The organism is Kineosporia sp. R_H_3, assembly GCF_002198675.1.
Classification (GTDB): domain Bacteria; phylum Actinomycetota; class Actinomycetes; order Actinomycetales; family Kineosporiaceae; genus R-H-3.
The window spans coordinates 1-26,449 of record NZ_MWLL01000016.1 but is presented as its reverse complement, the minus strand read 5'-3'; the positions used below and the strand labels follow the sequence as shown (position 1 = coordinate 26,449).

Sequence of the window (26,449 nt, the reverse complement as noted above, 5' to 3'; positions counted from 1 at the left end):
AACGGCATCGCTTGGCCGCGCGACGACGTCGATGGCGTTGCGGCTGGCAACGGTGGTACTCGCCTTGACGAGTCGGCCACCGTTCAACCCCTTCCGGGCCGACGGTTGGGACGTCCTCGCCTCGCCCTCGGCGCGCGACGTCAGCCCAGCGCGGGCCAGACCGATCCCCTACGGCGGGCGGCGAGTGCGGCGAGGTCGACAGACCGCGCACACTGGCCCCTGCCACCCTCATGGTCTGCAGGGCACACACAGGCCGGGCTACCCCAGACTGGGCAACTCCTCGAGCACCCGTGACCAGGGGAAGGCCACCGTCGGTTGCTCGGTGGGTCCCTGACCAGGCGTAGTGGTGTGGGTCAGAACGACTCGGGCTCCGTCTGCCTTCAACAGGGCGATACTTCGGGCGTACGGGCCGGCACATGCCAGCGCTCGATTCATTGCCGGGGCCACCACCACTGGCTTGCCAGCGCCCATCGCCTCGCAGATCAGTCCGACCGCGAGAGTGTCGGTGATGCCGTTCGCGATCTTGTTGACCGTGTTGAACGTTGCCGGTGCCACTACGAAGGCATCCGCGGCCGGAAGAACGTCCGGCTCGTCGGGATGCTTGTACGCCGTCCGTACGGGGAAGCCGGTCAAGTCCTCTAGTTCAGTTGCGTCCACAAACTGCCGGCCCATCGGCGTCGGCACGACGCACACCTTCCACCCGCTGCGCTGGGCTCCACGGACGAACTCCGGGACACCACGTGCCGCTGGACTGCCGCACACGATCACGTAGAGGACGGGGGCGGCTGAGGGCGAAGTTCGTTCCACGCTGGCAGGTCCTTGTCTGGTCTCGCGTGCCGGTCACGCATAGCCTGTCAGGCGTCGTCGATCATCGGGGGATGTGAGGCTTGTGGGCGCGGATGAGGACGGCGTCGGCCCCCGCATGCGGCGGTTCCGGCGCGCACGAGGCATGAGTCTGGACCAGGCGGCTGGTCTCGCCGGCATCAGCAAGTCCTACCTCTCGCGACTCGAGCGGGGCCAGAGGTCCGTCGACTCCCGCGAGCTGCTGTTTCGCATCACCCGCGCACTCGATGTCTCCATTGCGGACCTGACCGGCCAGCCGTACGTCCCTCGTGACCGGCAGCACGCCGAGGCCCATCGCGGCGTCTCCGGCATCCGGCTCGCCCTCCTCGATCCGACGGGACCTCTGTCGGAGGAAGCGGAGGTTGCCGCAGCGATCGACGCGCTCGCCGAGACGATGGCCGCCTGCGACCTCGAAGCCCAGGGCCGGCTGGTTCCGGAGCTCCTACGGAGCGCACATCTGTACGCGGCGCTTACAGATTCGCCCGACTGGCACCGCCGCGTCGCTGCCGTCGCGCACACCGCTGTCTTCTTCCTGCGCAACCTTGGCGAGCCCGACCTGGCCGTCATCGCCGGCCAGCGGATGGCGGCCGCTGCGGAGGCGTCCGCGGACCCTGCCACGATCGCCTGGGCTGCCTACAGCCGTGCGCACTCGCTGGTCCCTGCGGGCGTCGTCCGTAGGGCCGTCGACCTCGCCGTCGGCGCGTCGGACGCAACGACCGGGGCCGACGCTGAGCAGCGTGCGGCCAGAGGTTCCTGTCTCCTGGTGGCAGCTTCGAGCAGCGCTGCGCTCGGTGACGTGGACGCAGCCCGGGAGCAGATCGCGGCGGCCGCTGAGATCGCCGCTGCGCTCGAGGTGCCGACGCTCGTGGCGAGTCACACGTCGTTCAGCGAGTGGAACTGCGTCATGCACCGTGTCTCGGTTGAGGTCGATGCCGGGAACGCTGCTGCTGCGTTGATGGCTGCGCAAGGGCTGATGAAGACCGGCGTGAGTCAACGAGAGCGGATGTCCTACTTCTGGGTCGACGTGGGCCGTGCGTACTCCCAGCTCGACCGTCACCGCGAGGCAGTAGACGCGTTCCGTCGGGCCGAGCGAGCAGCTCCCTTGCGCGTGCGGCTCAGTCCTGTCGTGCGCGACAGCGTGCGGGAGCTGGTGGACGGCGGAGCCCGGCGAGCGGCCGGCGTCGAGCTGCGCGGTCTGGCGGAGCGCTGCGGTGTGCTGAACAGGGATTGAGCAAGGTGTGGCCGCCAGGCTGTGCGTTCTCGAGGGGCCTTCGGAACGATGAACGCGGCTACTGACGTCCGCACGTCCGGCGTGCGACTGTGGACCGATGGAGCGCGCGACGGCCTGGTGCGACGGCGGCCCCGCCGACGGGGATCTCGTGACGGTGCCGCTCGACCGCACGAACCTGCCGCCGAAGTTCATCCGCCGTCCAGCCCTCGCTCTCGACGAGCAGACCGAGACCGCCTGGTGGGTGGGCGTCCGATACGGTCGCGCACCGTTCTGGCGACTCCCCCGGGCCGGCGAGCCGTGGCGCTACGTGCACATGCCGCCGCACCGGCTCCAGAGCGCCTGACGCACTGGCCTCCCCGAACCCGGCGCCCGCCCGGGTCGCGTCGCCCTTCGGTCGATGACGCACAACAGCCGACAACCACGTTCAGACCGACGCCTGCAGAGGGTTGCCAGCCAGGCAACTTCGGACGTCCAGGCGGCCCAAGACTTCTGTCATGCCCCGAAGCCACTCCCCCGCAGACGCCCCGGCCGACCGTGACGCCGATCGCCCGGGATCAGCCCTCGTCGAGGTTGAGGTGCCGCTCGATGCGCCGGATGCGCTCCTCGAGGGCAGCAAGTGTCACGCCGGCGTCGGCCGCCGGAACCGGATCGGCAACGTAGGTGCCCGAGCCGTGGATCGAGTACGCCAGCCCCTTGTTGATGAGCTCCTGGTACGCCCGCAGCGTCGTCGTCTGGGAGTAGCCGGCCTTCTGCTGGGTGGTCAGCGACGGCAGCTGACTGCCCGCGGCAGCCCGGCCGGAGCGGATCTGCCGCTCGAGCTCGTCGGCGAGCTGGCGCCACTTCGGCAGCCCGGACGTCACCACTGACCTAGTTCCCACAAGCACATCCTTGCGCACCCCTTGCGCGCAGTTCCACATCCTGTCATTCTTTACTAGTACTTAGGTAGTACTAGTCCTCAGTGTCTCTGAAAGGACTTCCCATGCAGCATGCCCGACTCCTCGAGACCCGCGGCGCCGACTGGCGCCGTCTCGGCGCGTGCGCCGACCTGGACCCGGAACTGTTCTTCCCCGAGGACGACGAACCGGCCGACGACGCGCTGGCCGCCTGTGCCGGCTGCGCGGTCCGCGTCCAGTGCCTCACCGCAGCCCTGCTCAACCGGGAGGCGTACGGCGTCTGGGGCGGGACGACCGAGCAAGACCGGCGCCGTCCCCTCGGGCAGGCCGCGCCGACCGCTCTGCCGGCCCACGAGGACGGAGCGGCAGCGTGAACAAGCCTGCGCTCCGCGAGCCCCGCCGCCCGTCGTCCACATCGCCGACCCGCGCCTGGATCCGGCGCGTGTTCCCGCTCGCCGACGGCGTCACGTACCTCATCGCCGCCGGCGTCCTGGCGAGCACCTGGACCGCCAGCGCCCTGCTCGAGGCGCTGGCAGCCCACCTGGCAGGTGCACCGTGAGCATCGCCGGCCCCCGCCCACGCACCGGGCTCGACGTGCCCGCGGTCCCGGCCGCCGTCACCTGCTGCGAGTCGTGCGGCTGGCGTCCCGCCATCGGGCGGGTCGCCCTCGACGGCGCCGAGCCCTTCTCCGTCTGCGCCGACTGCGCCCCGGCCGGTCCACACAGCACACAGCCCACCGGTGGCGCGGCCGACGGCGCCCCGGCCCCAGCGGCAGCCCACGACGCTCAGTCCCAGGGCATCGCGACGGACCCGCACTGGCAGGGCACCGTCATCCAGCAAACCAGACCCCGCGACCTCGCCTGGACCGCCACCGTCTGCGGCGCTCCCCCGCTCGCCGCGCTCACCGCCTACACGCTGACGGCCGCCCCCGCCCCGATGGTGACCGCGGGGCTGTGCACCCTCGCAGCCGTCGTCTGGCTCGACCACCGCCGACCCCGCCGACTCGGCTGACGCCCTGAACCCGGGTGGCGTCCGGAGGTTCCCCCGCCCCGGACGTCACCCGGCTCCACCAGACCCTGCACCCCGCACGGACGGCGCCCCGGCGCCGAGCCGCTACCCCGTCACGCCCAGTACAGGGCGCGGTTGACGCGTACGCGTCAACGCCGCTGCCCGCCGTCCTCAGGAGAACCTGATGATCTTCCGTGTCCTGCGTGCCCTGCGGCACCTGCCCTACCGGCCCCTCACCGCCGCCGCCGTCCTGGTCGCCCTCGCCTGGCTTGCCGGCCACGCCGAGCGCCTCGCCACCCTGACGACCCAGGCCCGCCTCGCTGCCGTCGTCCTGACCGTCGTCCTGCTCGGCCACTGGACCCTCACCTGGCTCGCCCCCGCCCTATCCACCGGCCGCTGGGTCGACCGCCGCGACGACGCCTCCATCCACGCCGGCGGCGTCGCGACCTGGACCGACATCGGCGAGAAGGCCTCCCGGTCCGCGATGCGCCGCCGCGCCGTCACCCTGCGCCCCTCCCTCGCCGCGGCATCGCGCCGCCGGCGGCGACGCACCCCGGTCACCGAGTACGCCGTCCCGCTGCTGCGCACCGGGTGGCTGCCCGTCGGCAGCACCGTCTGGTCCTCCTGCGAAGAGGTCACCCTGCGGATCGGTGGCCCGAGATCCGGCAAGTCCGCGTCGATGGCCTGCCACGCCCTCGACGCCCCCGGGTCGCTGCTCGTCACCAGCTCCCGCACCGACCTGCTCAACGCCACCCGCGGCGTCCGCGCCCGCAAGGGCCGGGTCGACGTCTTCAACCCCACCGACCTCGGCGGCGTCGAGTCCACCGTCCGCTGGACCCCACTCGCCGGCTGCACCGACTACGGGACGGCGCAGCGCCGCGCCGCCGACCTCATCCCGACGTCCTCGTCCAACGAGGGCGAGCGATGGGACGTCCAGGCCCGCGGGCTGCTCGCCACCCTCCTGCACGCCGCCGCCCTGTCCGGCGGCTCGATGCGCACCGTCCTGGACTGGATCTCCCCCGCGGACGCCGTCGCCCGCGACGAGATCCTCACGGCCCTGGGCTCGACCCCGCGCGCCCGTTCCATGGCGACGCAGATCCGCTCCCTCTACGCCACCAACGACCGGACCCTGTCCTCGATCACCGCGACCCTGCTGCCCCACCTGAAGTGGGTCAACGACCCGACGCTGGCCGCCGCTGCCGACGCGAACGTCGCCGATCCCGACCTGCTCGACGTCGGCCGGCTCGTCCGCTCCGGCACCGACACCCTCTACCTCGTCGGCCGGGACGACGGCGCGCCCACGATCATCGGCGCGCTCACCGCCGAGGTCGCCCACCAGGTCCGGATGCACGCCGCCTACCTCGGTGGCCGCCTCGACCCGCCGATGACCGCGATCCTCGACGAGGCCCCGCTCACCTGCGGCCCGATCCCTCTGCACGACTGGACCGCCGACATGGGCGGCTTCAACCTCACCCTCCACATCGCCGCCCAATCCCTCGCCCAGCTGCGCGACGTCTGGGGCCGCGAACGCGCCGCCGCGATCCTCGCGAACACCGGCGCCCTGGTCGTCTTCGGCAACATCAAGTCCTCCGACGACCTCCAGGAGATCTCCACCCTCTGCGGCAGCCGGCTCGTCGCCCTGGACGCCGACGACAACCGGCCGCTGCCCGTCATGACCCCGGCCGAGATCTCCACCCTGCCGATCGGGACCGCGCTCGTCCTGCGCAACGGCCTCCGCCCTGTGATCGGCCACGCCCCGTGGATCGGCGAACGCGACCCCTCCCGCACCGCGGCCGCCGTCCGCCGGCTCGCCGCGACCACCCGCCGCCGGATCGTCACCTGGGACGGCGAGCGGCAGACGCGCCGCGCCGCCGCCAAGGCCGCCCGCGCTGTCCTGGACGGTCGCGGCACCGTGGCCCCCGCCCGGCCGGACGGCGCCACGACGCGGCCCCTCGACGGCCGCAGCGGCAACACCGACGGCAGTCACGCAGGCGGTGGTGACACGTGACCCGCCGCTCCGTCACCACCGACCAGACCCACGCACTCGCACGCCTGGCCACCGACGTCGCCCGGCTGCGCCGGGAGGTCGACGAACTCGCCGACCTGCACACCGTCACCGCCGCCCACAGCCGCGCCCTCGAGGAGCTCTCTGCCGTCGTCGGCCGCGGCGACGCCGCCCGCACGCCCGTGATCCCCGCTGCTCGCGCCACCTCGAACACACAGGACGCGGCGGACGGCGAGGAGCCGGCCCCGGCATGGCTCACCGTCCTCGACCCCGCGGCCGCGATCAGGTGGCTGAACGAGCTCGCGGTGTGGGTGCCGCAGGTCTGGCAGCCCTACCTGCAGACCAAGACCCCGGCGTGCTGGCCGTGGCACCCCGACGTCGTCGCCGAGCTGCTCGTCGTCCAACATCTGTGGACTCTGGCCGCCGCCGACGGGGCCGCACCCGACGCCCTCGCCGCGTGGCACGACCGCTGGCGCCCCGGCGCTGCCCGCCGCGTCGAGCGGCGGATGGCCGGCTGCGACCGCTCCTTCGGCCGTCACAAGGACGACCAGCACAAGGAGAACGTCTACGACGTCGCGTGCCTCGACGAGGTCGCCGAGTGGTGGGCCACCACCCACGGCAGCGAGCCGACCCGACCGGCGCCTGGCCTCACGTTGGACGACAGCCGATGAGCGCGCTCCCGGCAGTTGCCCACAGACCAGCTCAGGCACTGCCGCCTGCGGCGACAGCCAGAGCATCGTCTGCTCACCTTCCGGGGCGCGGTAGCAGCATCGCCACCCCACCGCCAGGGCGCTCCGGGGCACATCCGTGCGGACGATCTTTCCCGCACCGCCCGGTTCTGCTCATCCGCGTCACGGCCGCCGGCCGGCCGGTCTCGGTGCCGGCCGGGACCGGGCGGCGCGGGAAAGACCCGCTGCGCTGTCCGCACGGACGACCCCTGCGGCCCTGGCGCCGGGGCCCCTACGACGCCGCTACAGGGCGGTTAAGGACGAGCCCCCACGAACAGGGGCCCGCCCACACCGCTCAGACCCCTCGCGGAAGAGGCGCCGACATGACCAGCACCGACCCAAACACCAACCCCGACATCGACACGGGCAAGTCCGCCGACCGGCCGCTGTCCTCACCGATCGTGGCCGCCCTCGAGCAGGCGTGGACGGCGATCCAGGCCAGGCACCCGCAGATCCCCGACGTCGTCATCGTCCTGGCCTCCGGCTCCGTCGGAGCGCCCCGCGGCGCCCTCAAGCTCGGCCACTTCGCCGCCATGCGCTGGACCCACGCCGAGGCCACCGAGATCGCCGAGACCGTCGGTGCCTCCGGCTCAGCGCTTGGCGAGGTGTTCGTGGGTGGCGAGGGCCTGGCGCTCGGCGCGGTCGACGTGCTCGGCACCCTGCTCCACGAGGCGACCCACGCGCTGGCCCACGTCCGCGGTGTCAAGGACTGCTCCCGGCAGGGCCGCTACCACAACCGCAAGTTCCGCGACCTGGCGGAGGAGTTGGGCCTCGACGTTCGGGAGGTCCCGGTCATCGGCTGGTCCGACACCCACGTTCCGGCCGCGACCCGGGACGAGTACGCCGCCACCCTCACCTCGCTTACGGCCGCGCTGACTCTCCACCGCCGCGCCGAAGGTGGCATGCCCGTCACCGCACCCGACGACGAGGCCGCAGGCGCAGACCCCAGCACCGGGAGCGGCTCCGCCGGTCCCAACTCCTCGCGCAACGGTGCCGCTGCCCGCTGCGGCTGCGGTCGCCGGATCCGGGTCACCGCCTCGGTCCTCGCCCTCGGCCCGATCACCTGCGGGCTCTGCGGCCAGCCCTTCAGCACCTCCGACACCGACACCCCCGACGCCTGCGAGACCAATGCCGCCGACGCCGACCGGAAGGACCCGCGATGAACCAGCCCACGAGCCTCGAGCCCACCACGCCGCCGGCCGCCTTCCAGCAGACGTGGACGCAGACCCACGCCCAGGCCGTCGCCGTGCTCACCACGGCCTGCCGGCTGCGGTACGCCCGGACACACTCCGACGGCACCACGGCAAGCAGCGAGCCGATCGACTTCGCCGACTTCCTCGCCTCCGTCCTCGCCGGCGTCACAGCAAACGTCGGATCCACGGATCGGCTCGTGGCCGGGCGTCCCGGCTCGTGGGAGGCCGGGCTCGTCGCCCAGCTCGTCACCGGCACCGTCGGGGAAGACGAGGCCTGGCTCTACGAGAACCGCACCGAGCCGGTCGTCGTCCCGCTGAACGTCCCGGCCCTGTCGTGGGACCTGCCCGGCTTCCCCGACGCCGAGGACGCCATCACCGCCACCCTGGAGCGGCTGCGGCTGTCCCCCGACCCGCAGACTGCCGCCCGGATCGGCGAGCAGCTCACGGACGAGCAGTGGCGGGAGTACGACGAGGTCCGCGACGCGGCCGAGGCCGCCGCGCTCGCCAGGTACGCGCAGCTCTACCGCGCCTACGCCGACGCATTCACCGACGCCGTCCACGCCGCCGCAGCCCAGATCGCCGGCCTGTCCGTCCCGGTCTCCGTGACCTGCGCGCACGACCCCCGCGACCCGCACGAGCAGGCGGCCGCCGTGGTTAACCCGTTCGACGACCTCGACTGCGGCGCCTCCGACGACGAGCTCACCGCCCGGCTTTGGCGGGCCGCCGCCGCAGCCGTCCCAGTTCCGGACGCCCCCGCGCTCGACCTGCCCGCGCTGCCCGGCTGGCTGACCGCGCTGCAGGCCGGCAGCGAGCCGGTCACGACGACCGGCCCCGCCGCGGCGGACGCACGGACGCACGAGGGGCAGGACCGGTGACCGCCGTCCGTGCTGCTGCGACGACCCGTGCCTGCCGGGACCGCTCGCCACACACCCAGCAGACCCCGCCGCCCACGTCGATCGCCGACTGGACGGCCGGCTACGAGGCCGGATGGTCCGCCGGCTATCTGGCCGCCCGCGAAGCCCTCGACGCGGCCGGATCGTTCCTCGCCGACACGCTGCACCCCTCACGCGCCCTCGAGGTCGCCACCACCCGCTCCGGGCTCGCGCAACCCGGCCGCCGGCCCGGGGAGCCGGACTTCCAAGACCCGGCCGCTGTCGCGGCGTACCGGGCGGCGATCCGCGCGTCCTGGGGCCTGACCTGCCCCACGGTCACCGCCCCCGGCGGCACCGCCCCCACCGGATCCGAGGAGGCCCCAGCATGAGCACCGCACCGTCGATTGTCGGCGCCAACCAGTTGTCCCGGAACACTCTTGACGCGTACGCGTCAACGCAGACCGATACGGGCATCGCGTCGGTGACCGGCGCCTCGCGCGGCGCCCCCACCGTGGGAGCGGATCGCGGCGCCGCCCAGCCGTCCGTCGCCGTGCCCGGCGCTGACGTCCGTGCGGCCGTGCTGCGCCGGGCCGCGATGGTCGTCCTGGCGGCTGTCGCCGCAGCCGGCGCCGTCCTGTCCTTCAGCAGCCTCTACACCGCGGCGGTCCCCGTGTTCGGGCCCGTGCTGGCGGCCGGGTTCCCGCTGCTCGTGGACGCCCTGTGCCTGGGCGCCTCGCTCGCCTACGCCGCCGGCGCCACCGTCGGGCGGCCGCGCGCCGGGTGGCGGCTCACTGCGCACGCCGCGGCCGCCGGCACGATCGCGCTCAACGCCCTGGCCGCCCACCGGCTCGCCGACGTCCCGTGGCACGTCACCGCGCCCGCCACCTGGTCAGTCCTCGTCGAGCTGACCGCCCGCGAGCTGCTCGGCACCTGGCGCGCCACCCACACCACGCCCCGGGACCAGATCCCCGCCCGGCTCTGGCTCACTGCCCCGATCGAGTCCACCCGCACCTGGCTGCTCATGGCCCGCACCGGCACCGTCACCCACGCCGGTGCCCGCATCGACGTCGGCGTCCACGCCGCCGCCGTCCAGGCGCTGCACCTCGCCCTCCCCGGACGACGCGCGCGCAAGGTCCGGGCCGTCCTGCGCCGCCAACTCCGGGCGGGCAGCCTGCCACCCTCCGCCGTGCTGCACGCCCTCGGCTGGACATCCCCCGACAGCGGCACCGCCGTCAGCACCACGAGTGCACCCGCTGCGGTCAGACCGACGACGGCGCTACGCACCGCCCTGGCCGGTGTACTCGCCGACCGCGCCCGCCCGCACCCGGCGGACGCCGTCCACCCCGACGACCCGCGCGACGTCCCGCACCCGCCCACGAGTACACAGCGGCCCCCAGCTGCCTCGCCCGATCCCGCCGAGTCGCGATCGGAGTACACCGCCGCGCCGTCACCGCGACCGTCACCGCGCCCAGCGACGAACAGATCCTCACCACGCTCACCGGCGAACCGCCGTCCATCCGAGCGCTCATGCGGACCCACGGCATCGGCCAGGCCCGAGCAACCCGGATCCACCGCACAGCCACCGATCGACACCACGCCGCCCGACCCGGCACCGACAAACAGGACGACGACCAGCACGAGAACCATGACACCCAGCAAGAACCGAACGAGAACACCACCGAGAAAGCCCAGCCCGAGAACGAGAACACCGAAGAAATCAAGCCGACAGAGATCAAATCCAGAAACGACCGCGACTAAGCAAGATCCACTTTCAGGGAGCACCCAAGAACAGCAAGCAGGAATCACACCCTTGCATCACCGACCGAGTAGGCCACACCAAGATCACCAAAGAATCGGCTTCGCCGGGCCAGGAAATGGCCCTGCGCGAGCAAAACAGCGGCATCCCCCTGGCGGGAAACAACCCGCGCCGGAAAAGCACGTCATCGATCAGAAAGGCATTCCTCATGCTCAGCGTCGCCACCGGGCACTCGTCGTCCTACCTCACCGACCAGGTCGGGGCAGGCATGGAGTCGTACTACACCGGCGCCGTCGCGGCCGGCGAGCCGCCCGGCCAGTGGTGGGGCAGGGGCGCCGAGATCCTCGGCCTGGAGGGCGAGGTCGACGCCGAGATCATGCGGGCGCTGTACGAGCAGTTCCGGGACCCGCGCGACCCCCGGTTCGCCGACGAGGCGACCCGCGGCGAGTCCGCCGTACTCGGCCGCGCCCCGAAGCAGTTCCGCAGCGCCGGCCAGGTCGTCGAGGACCGTATCCGCGAGTACGCCACCGCGCACGCGAGTACACCCACGCCGGAGCAGATACAGGGCTGGCGCCTGGAGGCCGAGCGGGATACACCCAAGGCCGTCGCCTTCTACGACCTGACCTTCTCCCCCGACAAGTCCGTCACCGTCCTGTGGGCGTCGTTCACCCGCGCCGGCCACGAGGCCGATCAGGCCGGCGACACCGACGCCGCCCGACTGTGGGCCTGGCGCGCCGCCCAGGTCGAGGAAGCACTCGTCGCCGCCGGCGAGGTCGGGCTCGGCTACGTCCAGGACAACGCCGGCTACACCCGCGTCGGACGGCACGGCGGCAAGGGCGCCACCGGCAGCTGGGAGGACGCCCACACCCTCACCGCAGCCCGCTTCCCCCAGCACACCTCCCGCAACAACGACCCGCAGCTGCACGTCCACCAGATCGTCCTGAACAAGGTGCTCAGCGCGGACGGCGTCTGGCGGGCGCTGGACGGCAAGTCCGTCATCGCGGCGCGCCCGGCCGCCGGCGCCGTCTCCGAGCGCGCCCTCGAGGTCGAGCTGACCCGCCGGCTCGGCGTCCAGTGGGAACCACGGGAGGACGGCATGGGCCGCCGCGTCGTCGGCGTCGACCGCTCCATCGAGGACCTGTTCTCCAGCCGCCGCCAGGCCATCACCGGCAAGGCCGCCGAGGACCTCGCCCGGTACGAAGAGGCCCTCGGCCGGAAGGCGAACAACCTCGAGCGCCGCCAGATCCTCCAGCGGGCGACCCTGGCCACCCGCGCCGCCAAGACCCACGACGCCGAGACCTGGGGCGAGATGGCCCAGCGGTGGGACGCCATGAGCCAGGGCGAGGTCGCCGGCGGACTCGTCCGCCAGGCGAAGCAGGTCGTCGACCTCACCCAGTCCCCCGCCCTGCTGCCCACCGACGCCGTCCGGACGACGTTCTCCCCCGAGGCCGTCATCGCCCAGGCCCTCGAGGCGTGCCACAGCGAGGGCGGCAAGTCGACCTGGACCCGGCACGACCTCGTCAAGCACCTCAACGACGCGCTCCCCGACGACCTCGGCGCGCTGCCCGAGGGCGGCGTCCGCGGCCTCCTGGAGTCCCTGGTCGACCAGGCGCTCACCGGCGAAGACGCCGTCCTCGTCGTCGGCCGCGAGGTCGGCACCGTCCACGCCGCCGGCCGCCTCGAGAACGGCCGCTCCAAGCACCTCGACCCGGCCGCCGTCCAGTACGCGACCCGCGGCCACCTCGCCGCCGAAGACGCCCTGCTGCGGTCCTGCGGCGTCCGCGGCCGCACCGCCATCCCCGCGCACGCCGTGACCACCTGGCTCGACACCTTCGGCGCCAGCCTCAACCCCGCGCAACGGCAGGCCGTCCTCGGCATCGCCAGCTCCGACGCAGCACTCGTGACGCTCGTCGGCCCGGCCGGCACCGGCAAGTCCTACGTCGCCGGGCTCCTCGACGCCGCCTGGCGCGAACTCACCGCCTCGCCCCAGCCGCCCGGCGGCGCCGGCGAACCCGACCCGGACGGCGGCAACCGCGGGCGCGTCGTCGGCGTCGCCACCACCCAGGTCGCTGCTGACATCCTGCGCGAGGACGGCGTCGCCGACACCGCGAACGTCGCGGCGTTCCTCGCCGCCCAGCGCCGCTTGGCCTCCGGCACCATGCTCCCGGACGACGCAGCCCTGCGGCTGACGAGCAACGACCTGCTCGTCGTCGACGAGGCCTCGATGGTCGACACCTACGCCCTCACCCGGCTGCAGGCCGCCGTCGACGCGGCCGGCGCCCGGATGGTCCTCATGGGCGACCCGCACCAGCTCGGCGCCGTCGGTGCCGGCGGCATGATGCGCGCCGCCATCGACCGGGACGCCGAGACCTACACCCTGTCCGACGTCCGCCGGTTCAGCGCCGAGTGGGAACGCGAGGCCTCCCTGCGTCTGCGCGACGGCGACAGCAGCGACATCCCGGCCGCCGTCGGGGAGTACGACGCACGCGGCCGGCTGCTCGACGCCGGCACCGCGGACGACGCCGTCGCCGCCGTCGCGCGCGCCGCCGCCGCGGACCGGCTCGCCGGCAAGGACGTCGTCGTCGTGGCCGCGTCCAACGAGCACGCCGCGGCCGTGTCCAGTTCCGTGCGCGCGCTGCTCGTCGAGGCCGGCGTCGTCCAGGAGGCCGGCGTCGTCCTCGGCCGCGACGAGACACCCGCCGGGGTCGGCGACCTCGTCCAGGCCCGCCGGATCGACCGCACCCTCGGGCTGGTCAACCGCGAGGTCTACGAGGTCACCGCGATCCAGCCCGACGGCGCCCTCGACGTCGTCTGCCGCCGCACGGGCGAAGTGCACGTCATGCCCGCCGGGTACGTCGCCCAGGACGTCGCCCTGGCCTACGCATCGACCGCGCACGGCGCCCAGGGCCGCACCGCCGACGTCGGGCACCTCCTGCTCACCCAGGGCATGGACCGCGCCGGCGCCTACGTCGGCCTCACCCGCGGCCGCGAGTCCAACACCGCCTGGGCCGTCACCGAGTCCCTCAACCCCGACCAGCCCAGCCTCACCGCACGCGGAATCCTCGCCCGCTCCCTGACCACCTGGGACGACCCGCACAACCACCCGGCAGCCGGCAACGACCTCGCCGCCGTCGACATCGCCGACGCCGCCGAAGCCCACCGCACCAACGCCGGCACCCTGCTCGCCCTCGTCGAGGAGGAGATCCGCGTCGCCTGCCGCGAACGACTCGACCGCGACCTCGACACCCTCACCGCCGACGGCCTCATCACCGATGAGGACCGCGCCCGGCTCGGCGCCGACCAAGGCACCGAGCACCTGTCCCGGCTGCTGCGCAGCTACGAGCAGGCCGGCCACGAGCCCCTCGAGGTGCTGCGGGACGCCGTCACCTCCGGACGCAGCCTCACCGACGCCGTCAGCGTCGCCCAGGTGCTCGCGACCCGCATCCACCGCTCGTCCGGGATCGATCTGCCGGCACCCGCCCTCGAGGACGCCAACGCCCCGGAAGCGGCGTCACGGACGCCGGGGCTGACCGTGGCTCCACAGCGCATCGACACAGCGCGGGCCGGCTACGTCGACCAGCTCCTCGGTCTGCTCGACGAGCGCCGCCACAACCTCGGGCAGGCCCTCGCCGACCACCCTGCCGACGAGCGACCCACGTGGCTGACCGCAACCCTCGGGCCACTGCCCGACGACGTTGACGCGTACGCGTCAAACCGTCAGCAGTGGATCGACCGTGCAGGGGCAGTCGCGGCGCTGCGCGAGGCGACCGGCTGGGACCACGAGGAGATCGCCCTTGGCCGCTGCCCAGGCGTCAGCAGCCCGGAGAAGCGGGCCGCCTGGCACGCCGCCTACGCAGCAGCCGGGATGCCCGAGGAGCGCCGCCCCGAGGCCGAGCTGACCGACGGCCGGCTCCTGGTCCGCGCCCGCGCCGCCGAACTGGCCCGCGCCGGCGCCCCCGACCCGGTCTACGACGCGCAACGCGAGCGGCACCGCCTCGCCGAGCTCGCCGCCCGCGAGGCAGTCCTCGCCCGATCCACCGGGCGAGAGGACGACGCCGCCCGCTACGAGGCCGACGCCGAGCGACACCGTCTGCTGGCCGACCACCTCGACGCCGCCGCCGACGCACGCGCCCGCTGGCTCGTCGACAACGCCGAAACCCTGTCCGCCGGGGACAGCGCCGCCGCCGAGCTCACCCGCCGCGGAATCGCCCCCGGCGCAGAGCCCGACCGCGTCACCCCCGCCGAATGGCTCGCCGCCGAGGCCGAAGCACGCGCCGCAGACGACGCCCACCGCCCCATCACCGAAGCCGACCTGGTCGACCAAGACCGGGACATGGCGGCTCATGAGGAGGTCGACCAGGTGACATCGCAGGACGCTCGAAACGACGCCCCTTCGATGCAGAGTGCGCCCCGAGCGGAGACGACCGCAGCTGAGGACGCCGCGACCACGGACCCGTTCTCCCGCTCGCTCCGCGGCGGATTCACCAAGTCCGAGCTGGCCCTCATCCACGCCACGGCCGCCCGCCACGGCGCCGCCGTCCAGGTCTGCTCGTTCATCGTGCCCGACGACACCTTCGCCAGCACCGACGCCGGCCAGCGACCCGAGGTCACGCGCATCCTCACCATGCTCGAGCGCCAGGACAGCGACGCGGTGCGTTCCGCAGAAGCAGCCCGCCCGGTCACCGGGCTCTCCGCAGACGCCACCGCTGCCGAGATCGCCGCCGTCGCCGCCAGAGCCCGCGCAGCGTTCGAGGTCACCGCCGACCATGCCTCCCAGGAACGCGCCCAGGCCGCGTCGTCCGACGACGAGTGGCAGTACCTGCGCACCCGCGGCACGGACGACAGCGCCGATCTCGGCGCCGTCTACGACTCGACCCCGGACCGCGACGCCGCGTTCGAACGTGCGTGGGACGACGCGCCGGCGGTAGGCGACACCCTGGCGGCAGGCAATGACTGACGCCGACCCCGAGGTGCGATCAGGCGACGCGACGGCCGATCTCGTCGCGGTGCGGCCGCAGGACCGCCGGCAGCGGCGCCCACCAGAAGGCAGCGACCCAACCACGGGCGAAGCACACGGCGTCGGCGGCCCCGCGCAGGTAGTGGCCGTCGCCCGCGCCCGCGAGAACCGCGCTCTGGTTCTCCAGCGCAACCAGCTCGACAGCAAGCAGGTCGTCGGACCGCAGCCCGGCGTCCACGCCACCGACGTGCCGCAGCCCAGACGGCGCCGAGTCGGTGGCTCCCAGCACCCACAGCAGCGCGTCCACCGTCCCGCGCGCGGCCGCATGCGCGCCGCCGGCACCGGCGTGGGTGCCGCTGTCGACGGCGGCCTGCCGAGCCAGCCGGCGAGCGACGGCGAACAGAAACTCGACGTCGCCCAGGCTCGGACGCGGCTCCAGCACAGGCAGCCCGCCCACACCCGGTGCCGGCGCCCGCCGCTCCGGTCGGGGTCGGATGTCGAAGCCCACGACGACCACCTCCACATCGGTGACCGCACCCAGCGCGGTCACCCGGCGCCCGCTCCCGGGCCCGAGCGGCGACACCCAGATGGCGCGCCGACCCAAGTGTCCGACCCAGCACCGACAGTCAGTCCGATCCTCCCCACCGCACTATCAGAAGGAGCGCCGCAGTGACGAACGCCCGCCGCCACGTCGAGATCACGCCCAAATGGTTCACCGTTCCCCAGGTGGCCGAGATGCTCAGTTTCAGCGTCAGCAAGACCAAGACGCTCGTCATCTCAGGCGAACTGCGCTCCCTCAAGGACGGCCGCTCCCGTCGGATCCTGCCCGAGTGGGTCGACCAGTACGTCGCCCGCCGTGCATCCGAGGCGGAGACCGACCGATGAGCAAGCCTCGCGGCCGGGCCAACGGCGAAGGTTCCATCTACGCCCGTGCCGCCGGCGGCTACGCCGCCTACGTCTGGGTGACTACACCGACGGGGAAGCGGATCCGCAAGTACGTATACGGCGCCAGCCGCGAAGACGTCCACACCAAGTGGCTGGCGCTCCACCAACGCGCAGCGCAGGCACCCGTCGCCACCAAGCTTCCATCGCTCGGCGCGTACCTCAACGGCTGGCTGCTCGAGGTCATCACGCCCAACTGCGCGCCGGCCACGATCGCCAACTACCGGATGTTCATCAAGCACTACATCGCACCAGCCTTGGGCGAGCGACGGATCGACAAGTTGCTGCCGCGAGACGTCCAGCGCTGGCTCAACGGGCTGAAGACGGCCTGCCAGTGCTGCGCACAGGGCAAGGACGCTCGCCGCCCGGCGCCGAAGTGCTGCGCCAAGAACCAATGCTGCCAACAGGTTGCCAGCGCACGCACCATCCACACCGCGTGGACCGTGCTGCGTAGCGGCCTGAGCAATGCCGTCCGGGACGAATTGGTGACGCGTAACGTGGCCTCACTTGTCCGGCTACCGCAGGCACGCCCAAAGAAGGCGAAGCCTTGGACGGTCGACGAGGCGCGGCGCTTCCTGGAGGCCGCGTTCGAAGCGGGCGATCCGCACTACGCCGCCTACGTGCTCATGCTCGTGCTCGGCCTCCGGCGTGGGGAACTGCTCGCACTCAAGTGGCAAGACGTTGACCTGGACGTGGGCACGGTGTGGATCGGGTGGCAGCTCCAGCGCGTGGACGGCCGTCTGCTGCGCCGACAGACGAAGACGGAGGCTAGTGATGCCCTCCTTCCGCTGCCCCCCATCTGCACCACCGCCCTAACGGTGTGGCGTGCGCGACAGGCCAACCGCCGAGCACAGGCGGGGTTGGCATGGCATGACCTCGACTTCGTCTTCACGACGCGCCACGGGCTCCCCGTCGAGCCTCGGAATTTTCACCGCGACTTTAAGCGGCGAGCAGCGCTGGCAGGTGTGCCGATCATCGCGGTCCACACCACCCGCAGGACGTGCGCATCACTGCTCGTAGCCCTGGACGTCCACCCCCGCGTGGCCATGCAGATCCTCCGGCACTCGCAGATCGCCGTCACCATGAACATCTACTCCGAGGCCACGTCCGACACGACGCAGGCCGCGCTGCTCGCGCTAGGAGAACACCTTGGACGGCATATCTGACCTCACACTCCCGAACCCGACTTGGCTCACTTAGTGCGCAGGGTGGGTCTTGTTCAGTGGGGGTGGCTTAGATGCTGTAGTCGGGGGCGGGCTTGGTGGCGTACATGGCGCGGTCGGCGGCGGCGAGGACGTCGGTGGGTTCTCGGTCTGTGGGGTGGGTGGCGGGGTCGGCGAGGTAGCAGCCGACGGCCAGCCGCGGGGTGAGAGTGATCCCTTCGGTGTGCAGGGGTTGTTCCACGGTGTCGTGGATGCGCTGCAGGAGGGTGTCAGGGGTCCAGTCGCCGGCGCGGCTTGGGAGGACGAGGACGAACTCGTCTCCGGACAGGCGACTGGCGGTGTCGCCGGGCTGGGTGAGGGCGGCAAGGCGGGCGCCGACGGCGCGTAGGAGGTGGTCTCCGATGCGGTGGCCGTGGGCGTCGTTGACGGCTTTGAACTTGTTGAGGTCGCAGAAGACGACACCGACCCGGTCGCCGGGTAGGCAGGTCATGAGGGCGTGCCGGAGGGCTTGCTCGAGGCGGGCCCGGTTCGGCAGGCCGGTGAGGTGGTCGTGGGTGGCGGCGTGCTCGGCGTGCCGGCGGCGGTCCTGCAGGGTGCGGCGTTCGGCCTCGTGGGCGGTGGCGTCCCGGAAGACAGAGATCACCCGGTGCTGCCCGGCGGGGGCGAGGGTGGCTTCGACGGTGACGCGCTGGTCGCCGGGGGCGGTCAGGTCCAGGCGGATCTGCTGCGGGTCCCGGGTGCGGGCGACCTGGAGGATCGCGGCGCGGATCCGGGGGTCGTGCTGGGGGTCGACCTCGGACAGTTCCCAGCCGACGACCCGGTCCGGGGGCAGCCCGAAGGGCGCGGCGGCGGCCTCGTTGACGTGTTCGACCCGGATCGTGGGGCCGCCGTCGGGGCCGTCGTGGGAGTCCAGGTCGACGTCGAACAGGCCGATCGCGTCCGGGCTGGCGTCCAGCGCCGCCCGCAGGGTGTCCCAGGTGCCCTGGACCCGCTGGTAGGCCTCGACGAGCACGCGCTCGGCGAGAGCCTGCTCGGTGACGTCCCGCCAGGTCACCAGCACGGTGTCGTCGTCGACCCGGACCGCGACGCAGTCCACGGTCACCTTGCGGCCGTACCGGAAGAAGTCGGTGCGCAGCCGGGCTGTCCCGCCGCCAGGTCCCCGGTCGGCGGCCCGCCGCAGCATCCCCAGCACCCCGCTCGCCTCGGCGTCCGGGACCACATCCACCAGGTCCTTCCCGACGGCGTCCCAGACATCGGGGTCGGCGACCAGCGCGGCACGGTTCAACGCCAGCACAGTGAACCGCTCAGCCGGCCGGTCGACCGGCTCGGCCGACTGCCCGACCGGCCCGACCGGCCCGACCGGCCCGACCGGCCCGGCCGGCCCGGTCGGTTGCGCGGCTGGTGACGCGGCGGGTTGCCCGGTGCGTTGCTGGGGCGGCTGTTCTGTCGGGTGCGGGGCGCGGTGGATCCGGTAGACGGCGAAGCCGTCGGGGCTGACGTCGAGGGCTGCGGTCAGGGTGGCGTTCGCGGTCGCGGCCCGGGTTTCGAGGTCGACGATCTCGGTGATGTCTCGGGTGCACATGACGACCGGGCCGGGCGTGCCGTCCGGGTCGGTGGTGCGGGTCAGCCGGGACTGGACCCAGCGGTGGCTGCCGTCCTTGCAGCGCAGCCGAACCCGTCGACCGGTAACGACCTCGCCGGGGGCGGTGGGTAGCTCGTGCGCCTCCACGGCGTGGTCGTCGGGGTGCATGAAGTCGACCACCGACCGGCCGACCATCTCGTGCGGGGCGTAGCCCAGGAGCCCGGCCACTGCCGGGGAGATCCACTCCAGCACCCCGTCCCGGTGCACGGAGACGACGTCGGCGATCACGGCGATCACCCGCGACTGCCAGTCAACGGTCGGCCACGCCCGCGAGGCACCCGCGGGCGACGACGCAGACGGGTCCGCCCGTTGGGCCGCCGGCTGGGCCGCCGGCTGGGCCGCCGGCACGGTCTCGAACACCTGGATCCTCTGCTTCCTGACGCGACATCCGGTTGGTCCAGACCACCGATCGTGACAGACCTTGACGTCGTTCGGGCCCCAATCCATCGTCGGCAGCCACCTGCCGCCACCTGAGGTCATAGGGGCATGTTCGCTTGTGTTCCCGGCCGGGATGGTGACGCGGTTCGTCGGGGACGACGCCGCACCGGACGCGTCTGGGCGGACCGGTTGCGGCCTACGTGAGCGATCCCGGCGAGCCCTCGCGTCAGGTCGTGAACGCGTCCAAGAGGGTGCGGATCTGCGCTGTTCCGGCGGCCACCTGACCGGCGGCGACGCGGGCCGAGGCGGCACCGGTCGCGGTCTGCTGGGTGGCGCCGGCGACGGTGTCGAGGGTTTCGGCCATGCCCGCTGCGGAGTCGGCGATCTGTGTGACGCTGCGGCTGATCTCGCTGGTGACCGCCGACTGCTGCTCGACCGCAGCGGCGATCGTGGTCTGCTTCTCGTGAATAGCGGTGATGATCCCGCTGATCCGGTCGATCGTCTGGGTGGCGCGGCCGGTGGTGTCCTGGATCGCCGTGATCTTGCTGGTGATCTCTGCTGTGGCCCGGGCGGTCTCGTTCGCGAGTTCCTTGACCTCGGTCGCGACCACCGCGAACCCTCGGCCGGCGTCCCCGGCGCGGGCGGCTTCGATGGTCGCGTTCAACGCCAGGAGATTGGTCTGTTCCGCGATCGTGGTGATCACCTTGACGATCTCGCCGATCTCGCTGCCGGCCGCCGCGAGGTCACCCATCGCGGTAGCGGTCTCGGACACCGTGGACACCGCCTCCGAGGCGACCTGGGCGGCCGAGGCGGCCTGGCCCGCGATCTCTGCGATGGACGCGGTCATCTGCTCGGTCGCCGCCGACACCGACGTCGTGGACCCGGCCACCTCACGAGCCGACTCGCCCAACTGGTCGACCTGCACGCTGACCCGCCCGGCCCCGGCGTCCAGACCCACCGACACCGCATCGAGCTCACCGGCCGAGTCCGCCATCCGGCCCGCGGACCGGGTCACGTCCCGGACGATGCCGGCGATGCTCGCCAGGAAAGTGTTGAACAGCTCCGCGACCACCGTCAGCTCGTCCCGGCCGGCCACCTCGAGCCGTGCTGTCAGGTCCCCGCCGCCCCCGGCGATCTCCTGAAGCCGGGCCCGCAGACCGTTCAACGGTCCTCGGATCGACCGAACGATCAGCACCGCCCCCACACCCAGCAGCACGGCCACCACCACGGCCGTGACCACCAGAACGGTCACCGCGGCGGCCGCCCGCCGGTCGGCGGCAGCCGTGGCCGCCCGCTGCGCGGACGTCAACGCCCGTGCCGCCGCGTCGAGGTGACCGGCACCGGCCGTGAACACCTCGATCTCACGACCCAGCACCAGCGCGTCAGCCGCCCGCCGCGACTCACGATCACCCTCGCGGTACAACGCGACGACCTGCCCGTCGACCGTCATGAAGTCCGTCAGCGCGGCCCGCGCAGCGGTCACATCCGCTGAAACGGTGCCCGAGTCTGAGTCTGAGTCTGGGCCGGTCTCCACCAGGGCCTGCAGAGCGTCCAGATGGGTGCGGGTACGCGCCACCGACCCCAGAAACGCCTTCCTCGAGTCAGCAGTGTCCGCTGCTGCGCCCGCGCCGAGACGGGCCACGTCGAACGCGTACGCGGTCTGCCACCCGTTGAAATCCGCGAAGTCGAACTGGGCCGTCTGAGCCGCCGCACGCGCCGCGGTCAACCGCGCCCCTGCCTGCTGCGCAGCCCGCAACGCCGAGACCTCGAGCACGCCGACACCGGCCAACGACACCGCGGCAAGCACCGCCAACAACACCAGCGCGACCAACCGCGACGAGATCCCGAACCGCCTCATCCCAACCCTCACTCACCGACTCGCACACACCCGGAGAACCCGTGCCCATGTGATCGGTCCCACGCAGCAAGCAAGCGACACCCAACCCTCAGACCCACCCGTTCGGCCCAACGCCCGGCCGCAGCACCACGTCCCGACCAGCGGCGAGTCACTGCCGAGCCACCACACCAGCAACTCCCGCTCGGCCTCGTCATGTGCCGAGCCCACTTGCACCATCGACCGCAAGCCCCTGCGAACCGAGCACACGATCTGCACCGCCGCCACGCCGAGGCCGTCCTAACGGGCCGTACGAGCGGCGACATGCGCCACTTAACGCCCCTGGGGCAGCCGTCTTAGTGCGCAGATCCAACGCCGTCAATCGACGAAGCCCCAGGTCACAGACCCGTCCCCCACGGAGCCGCTCGAACGTGGGCCAGTCAGGCGAGCCCTCACCACGGTCGAGTACGGCAGAACGGTCCGTTGAGGGAAGCTCTCTCACGGGTCAAGTCCCGGGGCGTGGTGTGCGGCGGCGGCCGCCGCGTGATCTTCTCGGTTAGGCGCTGATGGCCTCGGTCGTGGTGGTGGTGGTCACCTCCTGCTGCGGGTCGGCGTCGCCGGTCAGGAGGGTGACGCGGGAGCGGGCCAGGACGTCGAGGCCGAGGTAGCGGCGGGCTTCGGCCCACTCGTCGTGCTGCTCGGCCAGGACCGCGCCGACGAGCCGGATCAGAGAACCGCGGTCGGGGAAGATGCCGACGACGTCGGTCCGGCGGCGGATCTCCCGGTTCAGGCGCTCCTGCGGGTTGTTGGACCAGATCTGGCGCCAGATCTCCTTCGGGAACCCGGTGAACGCCAGGATGTCGGCCCGGGCGGTCTCGAGGTGCTCGGCCACCTTGGGCAGCTTGTCGGCGACGGTGTCCAGGAGCCGGTCGAACTGGGCGTGGACGGCGTCGGTGTCGGGCTGGTCGTAGACGCTGTGCAGCATCGCCTTCACCCACGGCCAGGACGCCTTCGGGGTCACCGACATGAGGTTGGCGGCGTAGTGGGTCCGGCACCGTTGCCAGGCTGCGCCGGGCAGGGACGCCCCGATCGCGGCGACCAGCCCGGAGTGGGCGTCGGAGGTGACGAGGCGGACGCCGGTCAGGCCGCGGGCGGTGAGGTCGCGGAAGAACGCCAGCCAGCCGGCGCCGTCCTCGCTGGAGGTGACTTGCAGGCCGAGGACTTCCTTGTGGCCGTCGGCGTTCACGCCGGTAGCGAGCAGGGCGTGCACGTTGACGACACGGCCGCCTTCGCGGACCTTGATGACCAGGGCGTCCGCGGCGACGAACGTGTACGGGCCTTGGTCCAGCGGCCGGGTCCGGAACGCCTCGACGACCGCGTCCAGGTCGGCGGCCATCCGGGAGACCTGGCTCTTGGACAGCCGGGTGATCCCCAAGGTGGCGACCAGCTTCTCCATCCGCCTGGTGCTGACCCCGAGCAGGTACGACGTCGCGACCACCGAGGTGAGGGCGGCCTCGGCACGGGTGCGGCGCTCCAGCAGCCAGTCGGGAAAGTAGCTGCCGGAGCGCAGCTTCGGGATGGCCACGTCCAGGGTCCCGACACGGGTGTCGAAGTCGCGGTGCCGGTACCCGTTGCGGGTGTTCGTCCGCTCCGGGCTCGGCTGCCCGTACGGGGCGCCGCACAGGGCGTCAGCCTCGGCCGACATCAGGGTGTCGATGAACGTCGACAGCAGCTCGCGCAGCAGGTCCAGCGACGCGTCCGACAACTTCTCTCGGATCGTTTCGGGCGTGAGCAGGGCAGGGTCGATACTGGGCACGGCGGTCACCGCGGTCTCCTTCTGAAGCACTGTGAGAGGTCTTCAAGAAAGATCACGCGGTGGCCGCCCTACGCGTCTACGCCACGCCCAACGACGGGCCTAACGGCACACCACTCTGAGGGACGCCACTCTCTCACGGCGAGAAAGCAAGCCAGGCGCATATCCTGCCGTACCCAACTACGGTTCCATGAACTCCCAGCCAAGACTGATGTCTCGGGCCGCGAGATCCTCGGGAGGAGCATCGACGCCAAACGTTGCGACCACAGCGTGGTCGACTTCGAGGTGAAACGGAACCGTTCTTCCGGACAGATCTTTACCCTTCCCCGTCGTGAGTGCCTCGCCGTCCATCTTCAACGGAATACGCAGGTCTTGACGCCACGGCCCCCAGCGGAGACGAACTAGATGGAGGCGACCGACCCTCGCAGGATCTGCCCTGAGCCCAATCCATACCCAGCCTTGATGCTCCTCTGGCCACGTATGTACAAACGTTGTGCATGCGACTCTTGGTAGCCACCGACCGGCGGTAACCTCTAGGCGGGAAACGGCATCTACGAGCCATCCGCTCATCTCGTAGTACTCATCGAGTGCGCGGGCTACGTCCCGCGGCATTGGCCGACCAGATTCGTAGCGCTGCAGGGAGGAAGACGAACGCAGCCCGCAGTCAGAGGCAACGCTTCTCAGCGTTCGGCGACCACGCTGACGCGCCAAGACAACGCCGAGGTCCACATATGTTCGCGGCGGCTCGGGAGGCGGCTCACTCAACTGTCCCATCCTTGTCCCACGATCCGGGTCGACCGCCCCCGGGAGGCGGCTGTCTGATGGTGCTGCCAGTACCACCACCGCGGTGCAGTGCACCGCCGAAAGGAGCGTCATGTCCGGACAGCACAAGGGCGGCTGGTCTGACCCCGAGCGCGGAACCATCGAAGGCCACGAGGTCACCGCAAGGTTCGGTGAGGGATCCAAGACGGGGGAGACCCTCCTGGGAGACGGCCACGAGATGAGCGACGAGGACTTCCGCCAGAGCGGGAACCACAACCACTACGGCTCCGGCAACGGCCCGAACGACAACGCCAAGGATGTCGGTCGCTACACCGGGCCAGGCCACTAGTCGATCGACGGGGGGCGGGTGAAAGACCCGGCGCCCGCCCCCTCCCACTCCGCCTATGTTCGGCGCAATACCCGCGGACTGTCGGCTCACCAGAGCGCGGCCATACGCGAGAGGGACATTCGTCGCGCAGGCCAGCGAGCGCTTCTGGCCCAGCTGACGCGAGGCGCCCAATTTCATCCGAACAAGCACACTCGGGTTTGACCGGACTTGCAGGCCATCCTCAAACCCAATCTCCCGGCGATGTGCAGCCAGCGCCAAATCAGCCATCATGTCCGGTCATGCCGCGCAAGGTCGGAGACCAGTCTAGGTCGAGGTCGAACTTGAGCGCTGCGGCGGCGGCCGGCGACGTCAAATTTTCGTAGTAGGTATCGGCAGAGCCCGTACTGACCGTCACCGCCTTATCACTAACCCATGCGTTGGCGAGACCAACTACGAGAGTGGTCAAGAGCCTAGATAGCGGCGTCGCATCCGAAATTCCCAGCAACAGGCGAGCATAGGAGCGGAACATCGGTTGGGAGAATCGGTAGCGCCCGTCGATTGCTTGGCGAACCACACGCCCACGCTCATCGCTGGTCAACTGCTGGAGGTAGCGCATGAGGTTGGCCATTGGATACTCGGCATGCGCTTTTCGGATGTGCGCGTGTATCCCTGCCGCCGTGAGGCCGTCGACGTCAGCGGCGGCCAACGCTTGAACGATGAGCCTTGTGTTGTCGTATTTGCGGACACGCTGCCGCGCAAGTGCCAACTCGAACAGTGACTTGAGAGTGTCGGAGGACTCGTCCATATAGCGCTTTATGGCGATGCCGAGGTCATTCTCGCCAATAGACAAACGTTCAGCAGCCGTTCTCTCGACGCCGGCGGAGATGCAAGCATTGAGCATAAGGTGGTGACAAACGCTCGCGAGGCCGCTTGAGAAGCTCACGATGTCTTCGACTACGTTCAGTGCATCGACGTTCATGAGCGTCACACCGTTGGCGACGATCGTCATCAGTTCCCTCGAAGTCATCAAGGGAACATGTATCTCCGCGACGCGGTTGGCCATCTCACGGTCGAACTGAACAACCTGACGTGCAGTATCCGTGGCCCCGAGGGCGACGATCCGTACCGTTGGGAACTCCTTGGCAAGATCACTGAAGACCTTCAGTGTCTGGGCGAGAGCTGTCTTTTCTTCCACCGGTACCTTATGAAAGTCCTCCAGCACCCAACACATGCCCTCAGCGCCGATAAACTGCCCTAGTCGCTGAACCGTCAGTTGCGGCGGAATAAACCTCCGGGCGCTTGAGGTCGTCTTCTCGCCAATTTGAGATTCCACAGATGCTTTGATAGCAAGAAAGTCCGCACCGAGATTGCCCTTCAATGTCGAACTTGCCTCGCGAGTTCGAAAGTCGATGTAATAGCGGTTCAACTGGTCGAATGCATCTAAAATCAGCGAATCATGGGTCGTCTGTGCCGTACAACGACTAGTCACATACGCCGGATAGAGCTCGTCAAGCTTGTGCTGCAACAGCGTGGATTTGCCGGACCCGGTCTCACCGTAGACGACGACTTGCTTGCCGGGCGTCCGCAAGGCATCGACCAGTTGATCTGTGACACTCGGACGCTCAACGAAGTTGATCGTGGCCTGCGTAGACGGCGTGAAAACATCGAAGACGCTGTACTCGCGAGCGGTCATCACTGCTCCACTCTGCAGCGCCCGGATCGCTGCTGCACTTCGCTGCTGTAACGACGCCGCAGGGGCCACCTTCCAAGACGAAAGATGGCCCCTGACCTGCGTGGAGCTGAGGGGACTCGAACCCCTGACCCCCTCGATGCGAACGAGGTGCGCTACCAGCTGCGCTACAGCCCCTTGCCCTGCGGCCTGAGCAGACTAGCAGGACCGGACGCGTTGCTCCGAATCGGTATCCGGCGTGTGTCGCCCCTGCCGAGGAGCACCGCCGGGACCCGCACGCGGCGTGCGTCAGCCGTTGACGGCGCGCCGCTTGGCGAGCACGGCGTCGAGGTCGAGGTCGTCGGCGAAGTCGCGTTCGGCCGTCCACGGGCGGGGCTGCGGGCGGGGTGCGACGGGCTTCATCGTGTACAC

The 26,449-nt window shown here is 71.2% G+C and carries 24 protein-coding genes, 1 tRNA gene and 1 pseudogene; 16 read left to right on the top strand and 10 right to left on the bottom strand.

Annotated features, from left to right (window positions below; genetic code table 11):
• Positions 1–258: 258 nt before the first annotated feature.
• Positions 259–762, bottom strand: a complete 504-nt coding sequence (locus ECOMGDLI_RS01450; protein ID WP_233153257.1) for a flavoprotein — start codon at positions 760–762, stop codon at positions 259–261.
• A 160-nt stretch (positions 763–922) separates the two neighbouring features.
• On the opposite strand from ECOMGDLI_RS01450, the gene ECOMGDLI_RS01445 reads away from it, so the two are divergent.
• On the top strand, positions 923–2,074 hold the full coding sequence (locus tag ECOMGDLI_RS01445; RefSeq protein ID WP_255395965.1) for a helix-turn-helix domain-containing protein: 1,152 nt from the start codon (positions 923–925) through the stop codon (positions 2,072–2,074).
• A 97-nt stretch (positions 2,075–2,171) separates the two neighbouring features.
• The gene (locus ECOMGDLI_RS01440; protein ID WP_088312890.1) at positions 2,172–2,417 is read left to right on the top strand and encodes a hypothetical protein; all 246 of its coding nucleotides are present in this window, start codon (positions 2,172–2,174) and stop codon (positions 2,415–2,417) included.
• A gap of 211 nt (positions 2,418–2,628) precedes the next feature.
• On the opposite strand, the gene ECOMGDLI_RS01435 is transcribed toward ECOMGDLI_RS01440, so the two are convergent.
• Positions 2,629–2,934 (bottom strand): GntR family transcriptional regulator, encoded by a 306-nt coding sequence (locus tag ECOMGDLI_RS01435; RefSeq protein WP_158220837.1) that lies wholly within the window; start codon positions 2,932–2,934, stop codon positions 2,629–2,631.
• 119 nt (positions 2,935–3,053) lie between these two features.
• On the opposite strand from ECOMGDLI_RS01435, the gene ECOMGDLI_RS01430 reads away from it, so the two are divergent.
• The 9 genes and pseudogenes from ECOMGDLI_RS01430 to ECOMGDLI_RS36570 form a co-directional block, all read left to right on the top strand.
• Positions 3,054–3,341: a WhiB family transcriptional regulator gene (locus ECOMGDLI_RS01430; RefSeq protein WP_088312886.1), complete on the top strand. Its 288-nt coding sequence runs from the start codon at positions 3,054–3,056 to the stop codon at positions 3,339–3,341.
• Positions 3,338–3,526 (top strand): hypothetical protein, encoded by a 189-nt coding sequence (locus ECOMGDLI_RS01425; RefSeq protein WP_088312884.1) that lies wholly within the window; start codon positions 3,338–3,340, stop codon positions 3,524–3,526. The genes ECOMGDLI_RS01430 and ECOMGDLI_RS01425 overlap by 4 nt, the downstream gene beginning before the upstream one ends.
• Positions 3,523–3,978 (top strand): hypothetical protein, encoded by a 456-nt coding sequence (locus tag ECOMGDLI_RS01420; protein ID WP_088312882.1) that lies wholly within the window; start codon positions 3,523–3,525, stop codon positions 3,976–3,978. Before ECOMGDLI_RS01425 ends, ECOMGDLI_RS01420 begins: the two co-directional genes overlap by 4 nt.
• 181 nt (positions 3,979–4,159) lie before the next feature.
• Positions 4,160–5,983, top strand: coding sequence for a type IV secretory system conjugative DNA transfer family protein (locus ECOMGDLI_RS01415; protein ID WP_088312880.1), 1,824 nt, complete (start codon positions 4,160–4,162; stop codon positions 5,981–5,983).
• A complete protein-coding gene (locus tag ECOMGDLI_RS01410) occupies positions 5,980–6,651 on the top strand; it encodes a hypothetical protein (RefSeq protein ID WP_088312878.1) in 672 nt (223 codons plus the stop codon). Before ECOMGDLI_RS01415 ends, ECOMGDLI_RS01410 begins: the two co-directional genes overlap by 4 nt.
• A gap of 380 nt (positions 6,652–7,031) precedes the next feature.
• Entirely contained in the window at positions 7,032–7,871 is an 840-nt protein-coding gene (locus ECOMGDLI_RS01405; protein ID WP_198954429.1) for a hypothetical protein, read from the top strand.
• On the top strand, positions 7,868–8,776 hold the full coding sequence (locus ECOMGDLI_RS01400; protein WP_088312876.1) for a hypothetical protein: 909 nt from the start codon (positions 7,868–7,870) through the stop codon (positions 8,774–8,776). The genes ECOMGDLI_RS01405 and ECOMGDLI_RS01400 overlap by 4 nt, the downstream gene beginning before the upstream one ends.
• The gene (locus ECOMGDLI_RS35735) at positions 8,773–9,162 is read left to right on the top strand and encodes a hypothetical protein (RefSeq protein WP_088312875.1); all 390 of its coding nucleotides are present in this window, start codon (positions 8,773–8,775) and stop codon (positions 9,160–9,162) included. Before ECOMGDLI_RS01400 ends, ECOMGDLI_RS35735 begins: the two co-directional genes overlap by 4 nt.
• A pseudogene (locus ECOMGDLI_RS36570) lies at positions 9,159–9,746 on the top strand (DUF2637 domain-containing protein); the annotation flags it as partial. The gene ECOMGDLI_RS35735 and the pseudogene ECOMGDLI_RS36570, both read left to right, overlap by 4 nt.
• Here the strand turns inward: ECOMGDLI_RS36570 and ECOMGDLI_RS35730 are convergent.
• Positions 9,663–9,875, bottom strand: a complete 213-nt coding sequence (locus ECOMGDLI_RS35730; RefSeq protein ID WP_233153252.1) for a hypothetical protein — start codon at positions 9,873–9,875, stop codon at positions 9,663–9,665. The pseudogene ECOMGDLI_RS36570 and the gene ECOMGDLI_RS35730 overlap by 84 nt on opposite strands.
• Positions 9,876–10,300: 425 nt before the next feature.
• On the opposite strand from ECOMGDLI_RS35730, the gene ECOMGDLI_RS01385 reads away from it, so the two are divergent.
• Together ECOMGDLI_RS01385 and mobF are read left to right on the top strand one after the other, a co-directional pair.
• Positions 10,301–10,531, top strand: a complete 231-nt coding sequence (locus tag ECOMGDLI_RS01385) for a hypothetical protein (protein WP_088312873.1) — start codon at positions 10,301–10,303, stop codon at positions 10,529–10,531.
• 206 nt (positions 10,532–10,737) lie between these two features.
• A complete protein-coding gene (mobF, locus tag ECOMGDLI_RS01380) occupies positions 10,738–15,486 on the top strand; it encodes a MobF family relaxase (protein ID WP_158220836.1) in 4,749 nt (1,582 codons plus the stop codon).
• 19 nt (positions 15,487–15,505) lie between these two features.
• Here the strand turns inward: mobF and ECOMGDLI_RS01375 are convergent, their stop codons facing one another.
• Positions 15,506–16,036, bottom strand: a complete 531-nt coding sequence (locus ECOMGDLI_RS01375; RefSeq protein WP_143447419.1) for a hypothetical protein — start codon at positions 16,034–16,036, stop codon at positions 15,506–15,508.
• 119 nt (positions 16,037–16,155) lie between these two features.
• Between ECOMGDLI_RS01375 and ECOMGDLI_RS01370 the strand changes: the two genes are divergently transcribed.
• A complete protein-coding gene (locus ECOMGDLI_RS01370) occupies positions 16,156–16,371 on the top strand; it encodes a helix-turn-helix domain-containing protein (RefSeq protein WP_198954428.1) in 216 nt (71 codons plus the stop codon).
• Positions 16,368–17,594, top strand: a complete 1,227-nt coding sequence (locus ECOMGDLI_RS01365; protein WP_088312868.1) for a site-specific integrase — start codon at positions 16,368–16,370, stop codon at positions 17,592–17,594. Before ECOMGDLI_RS01370 ends, ECOMGDLI_RS01365 begins: the two co-directional genes overlap by 4 nt.
• Positions 17,595–17,661: 67 nt before the next feature.
• On the opposite strand, the gene ECOMGDLI_RS01360 is transcribed toward ECOMGDLI_RS01365, so the two are convergent.
• The 4 genes from ECOMGDLI_RS01360 to ECOMGDLI_RS36565 form a co-directional block, all read right to left on the bottom strand.
• A complete protein-coding gene (locus ECOMGDLI_RS01360) occupies positions 17,662–19,461 on the bottom strand; it encodes a diguanylate cyclase domain-containing protein (RefSeq protein ID WP_158220835.1) in 1,800 nt (599 codons plus the stop codon).
• A gap of 376 nt (positions 19,462–19,837) precedes the next feature.
• Positions 19,838–21,469: a methyl-accepting chemotaxis protein gene (locus ECOMGDLI_RS01355; RefSeq protein ID WP_088312864.1), complete on the bottom strand. Its 1,632-nt coding sequence runs from the start codon at positions 21,467–21,469 to the stop codon at positions 19,838–19,840.
• A gap of 532 nt (positions 21,470–22,001) precedes the next feature.
• On the bottom strand, positions 22,002–23,270 hold the full coding sequence (locus tag ECOMGDLI_RS01350) for an IS256 family transposase (protein WP_088312862.1): 1,269 nt from the start codon (positions 23,268–23,270) through the stop codon (positions 22,002–22,004).
• Between the two features lie 168 nt (positions 23,271–23,438).
• Positions 23,439–24,032: a helix-turn-helix domain-containing protein gene (locus tag ECOMGDLI_RS36565; RefSeq protein WP_369812695.1), complete on the bottom strand. Its 594-nt coding sequence runs from the start codon at positions 24,030–24,032 to the stop codon at positions 23,439–23,441.
• Between the two features lie 100 nt (positions 24,033–24,132).
• Here ECOMGDLI_RS36565 and ECOMGDLI_RS01345 point away from each other — a divergent pair, with 100 nt between their 5' ends.
• Positions 24,133–24,369 (top strand): hypothetical protein, encoded by a 237-nt coding sequence (locus ECOMGDLI_RS01345; protein WP_088312860.1) that lies wholly within the window; start codon positions 24,133–24,135, stop codon positions 24,367–24,369.
• 259 nt (positions 24,370–24,628) lie between these two features.
• Here the strand turns inward: ECOMGDLI_RS01345 and ECOMGDLI_RS01340 are convergent, their stop codons facing one another.
• Complete coding sequence (locus ECOMGDLI_RS01340) at positions 24,629–26,041, bottom strand: ATP-binding protein (RefSeq protein ID WP_143447417.1); 1,413 nt, start codon at positions 26,039–26,041, stop codon at positions 24,629–24,631.
• Between the two features lie 101 nt (positions 26,042–26,142).
• Positions 26,143–26,215: transfer RNA gene (locus tag ECOMGDLI_RS01335), tRNA-Ala, on the bottom strand.
• Between the last annotated feature and the right edge of the window lie 234 nt (positions 26,216–26,449).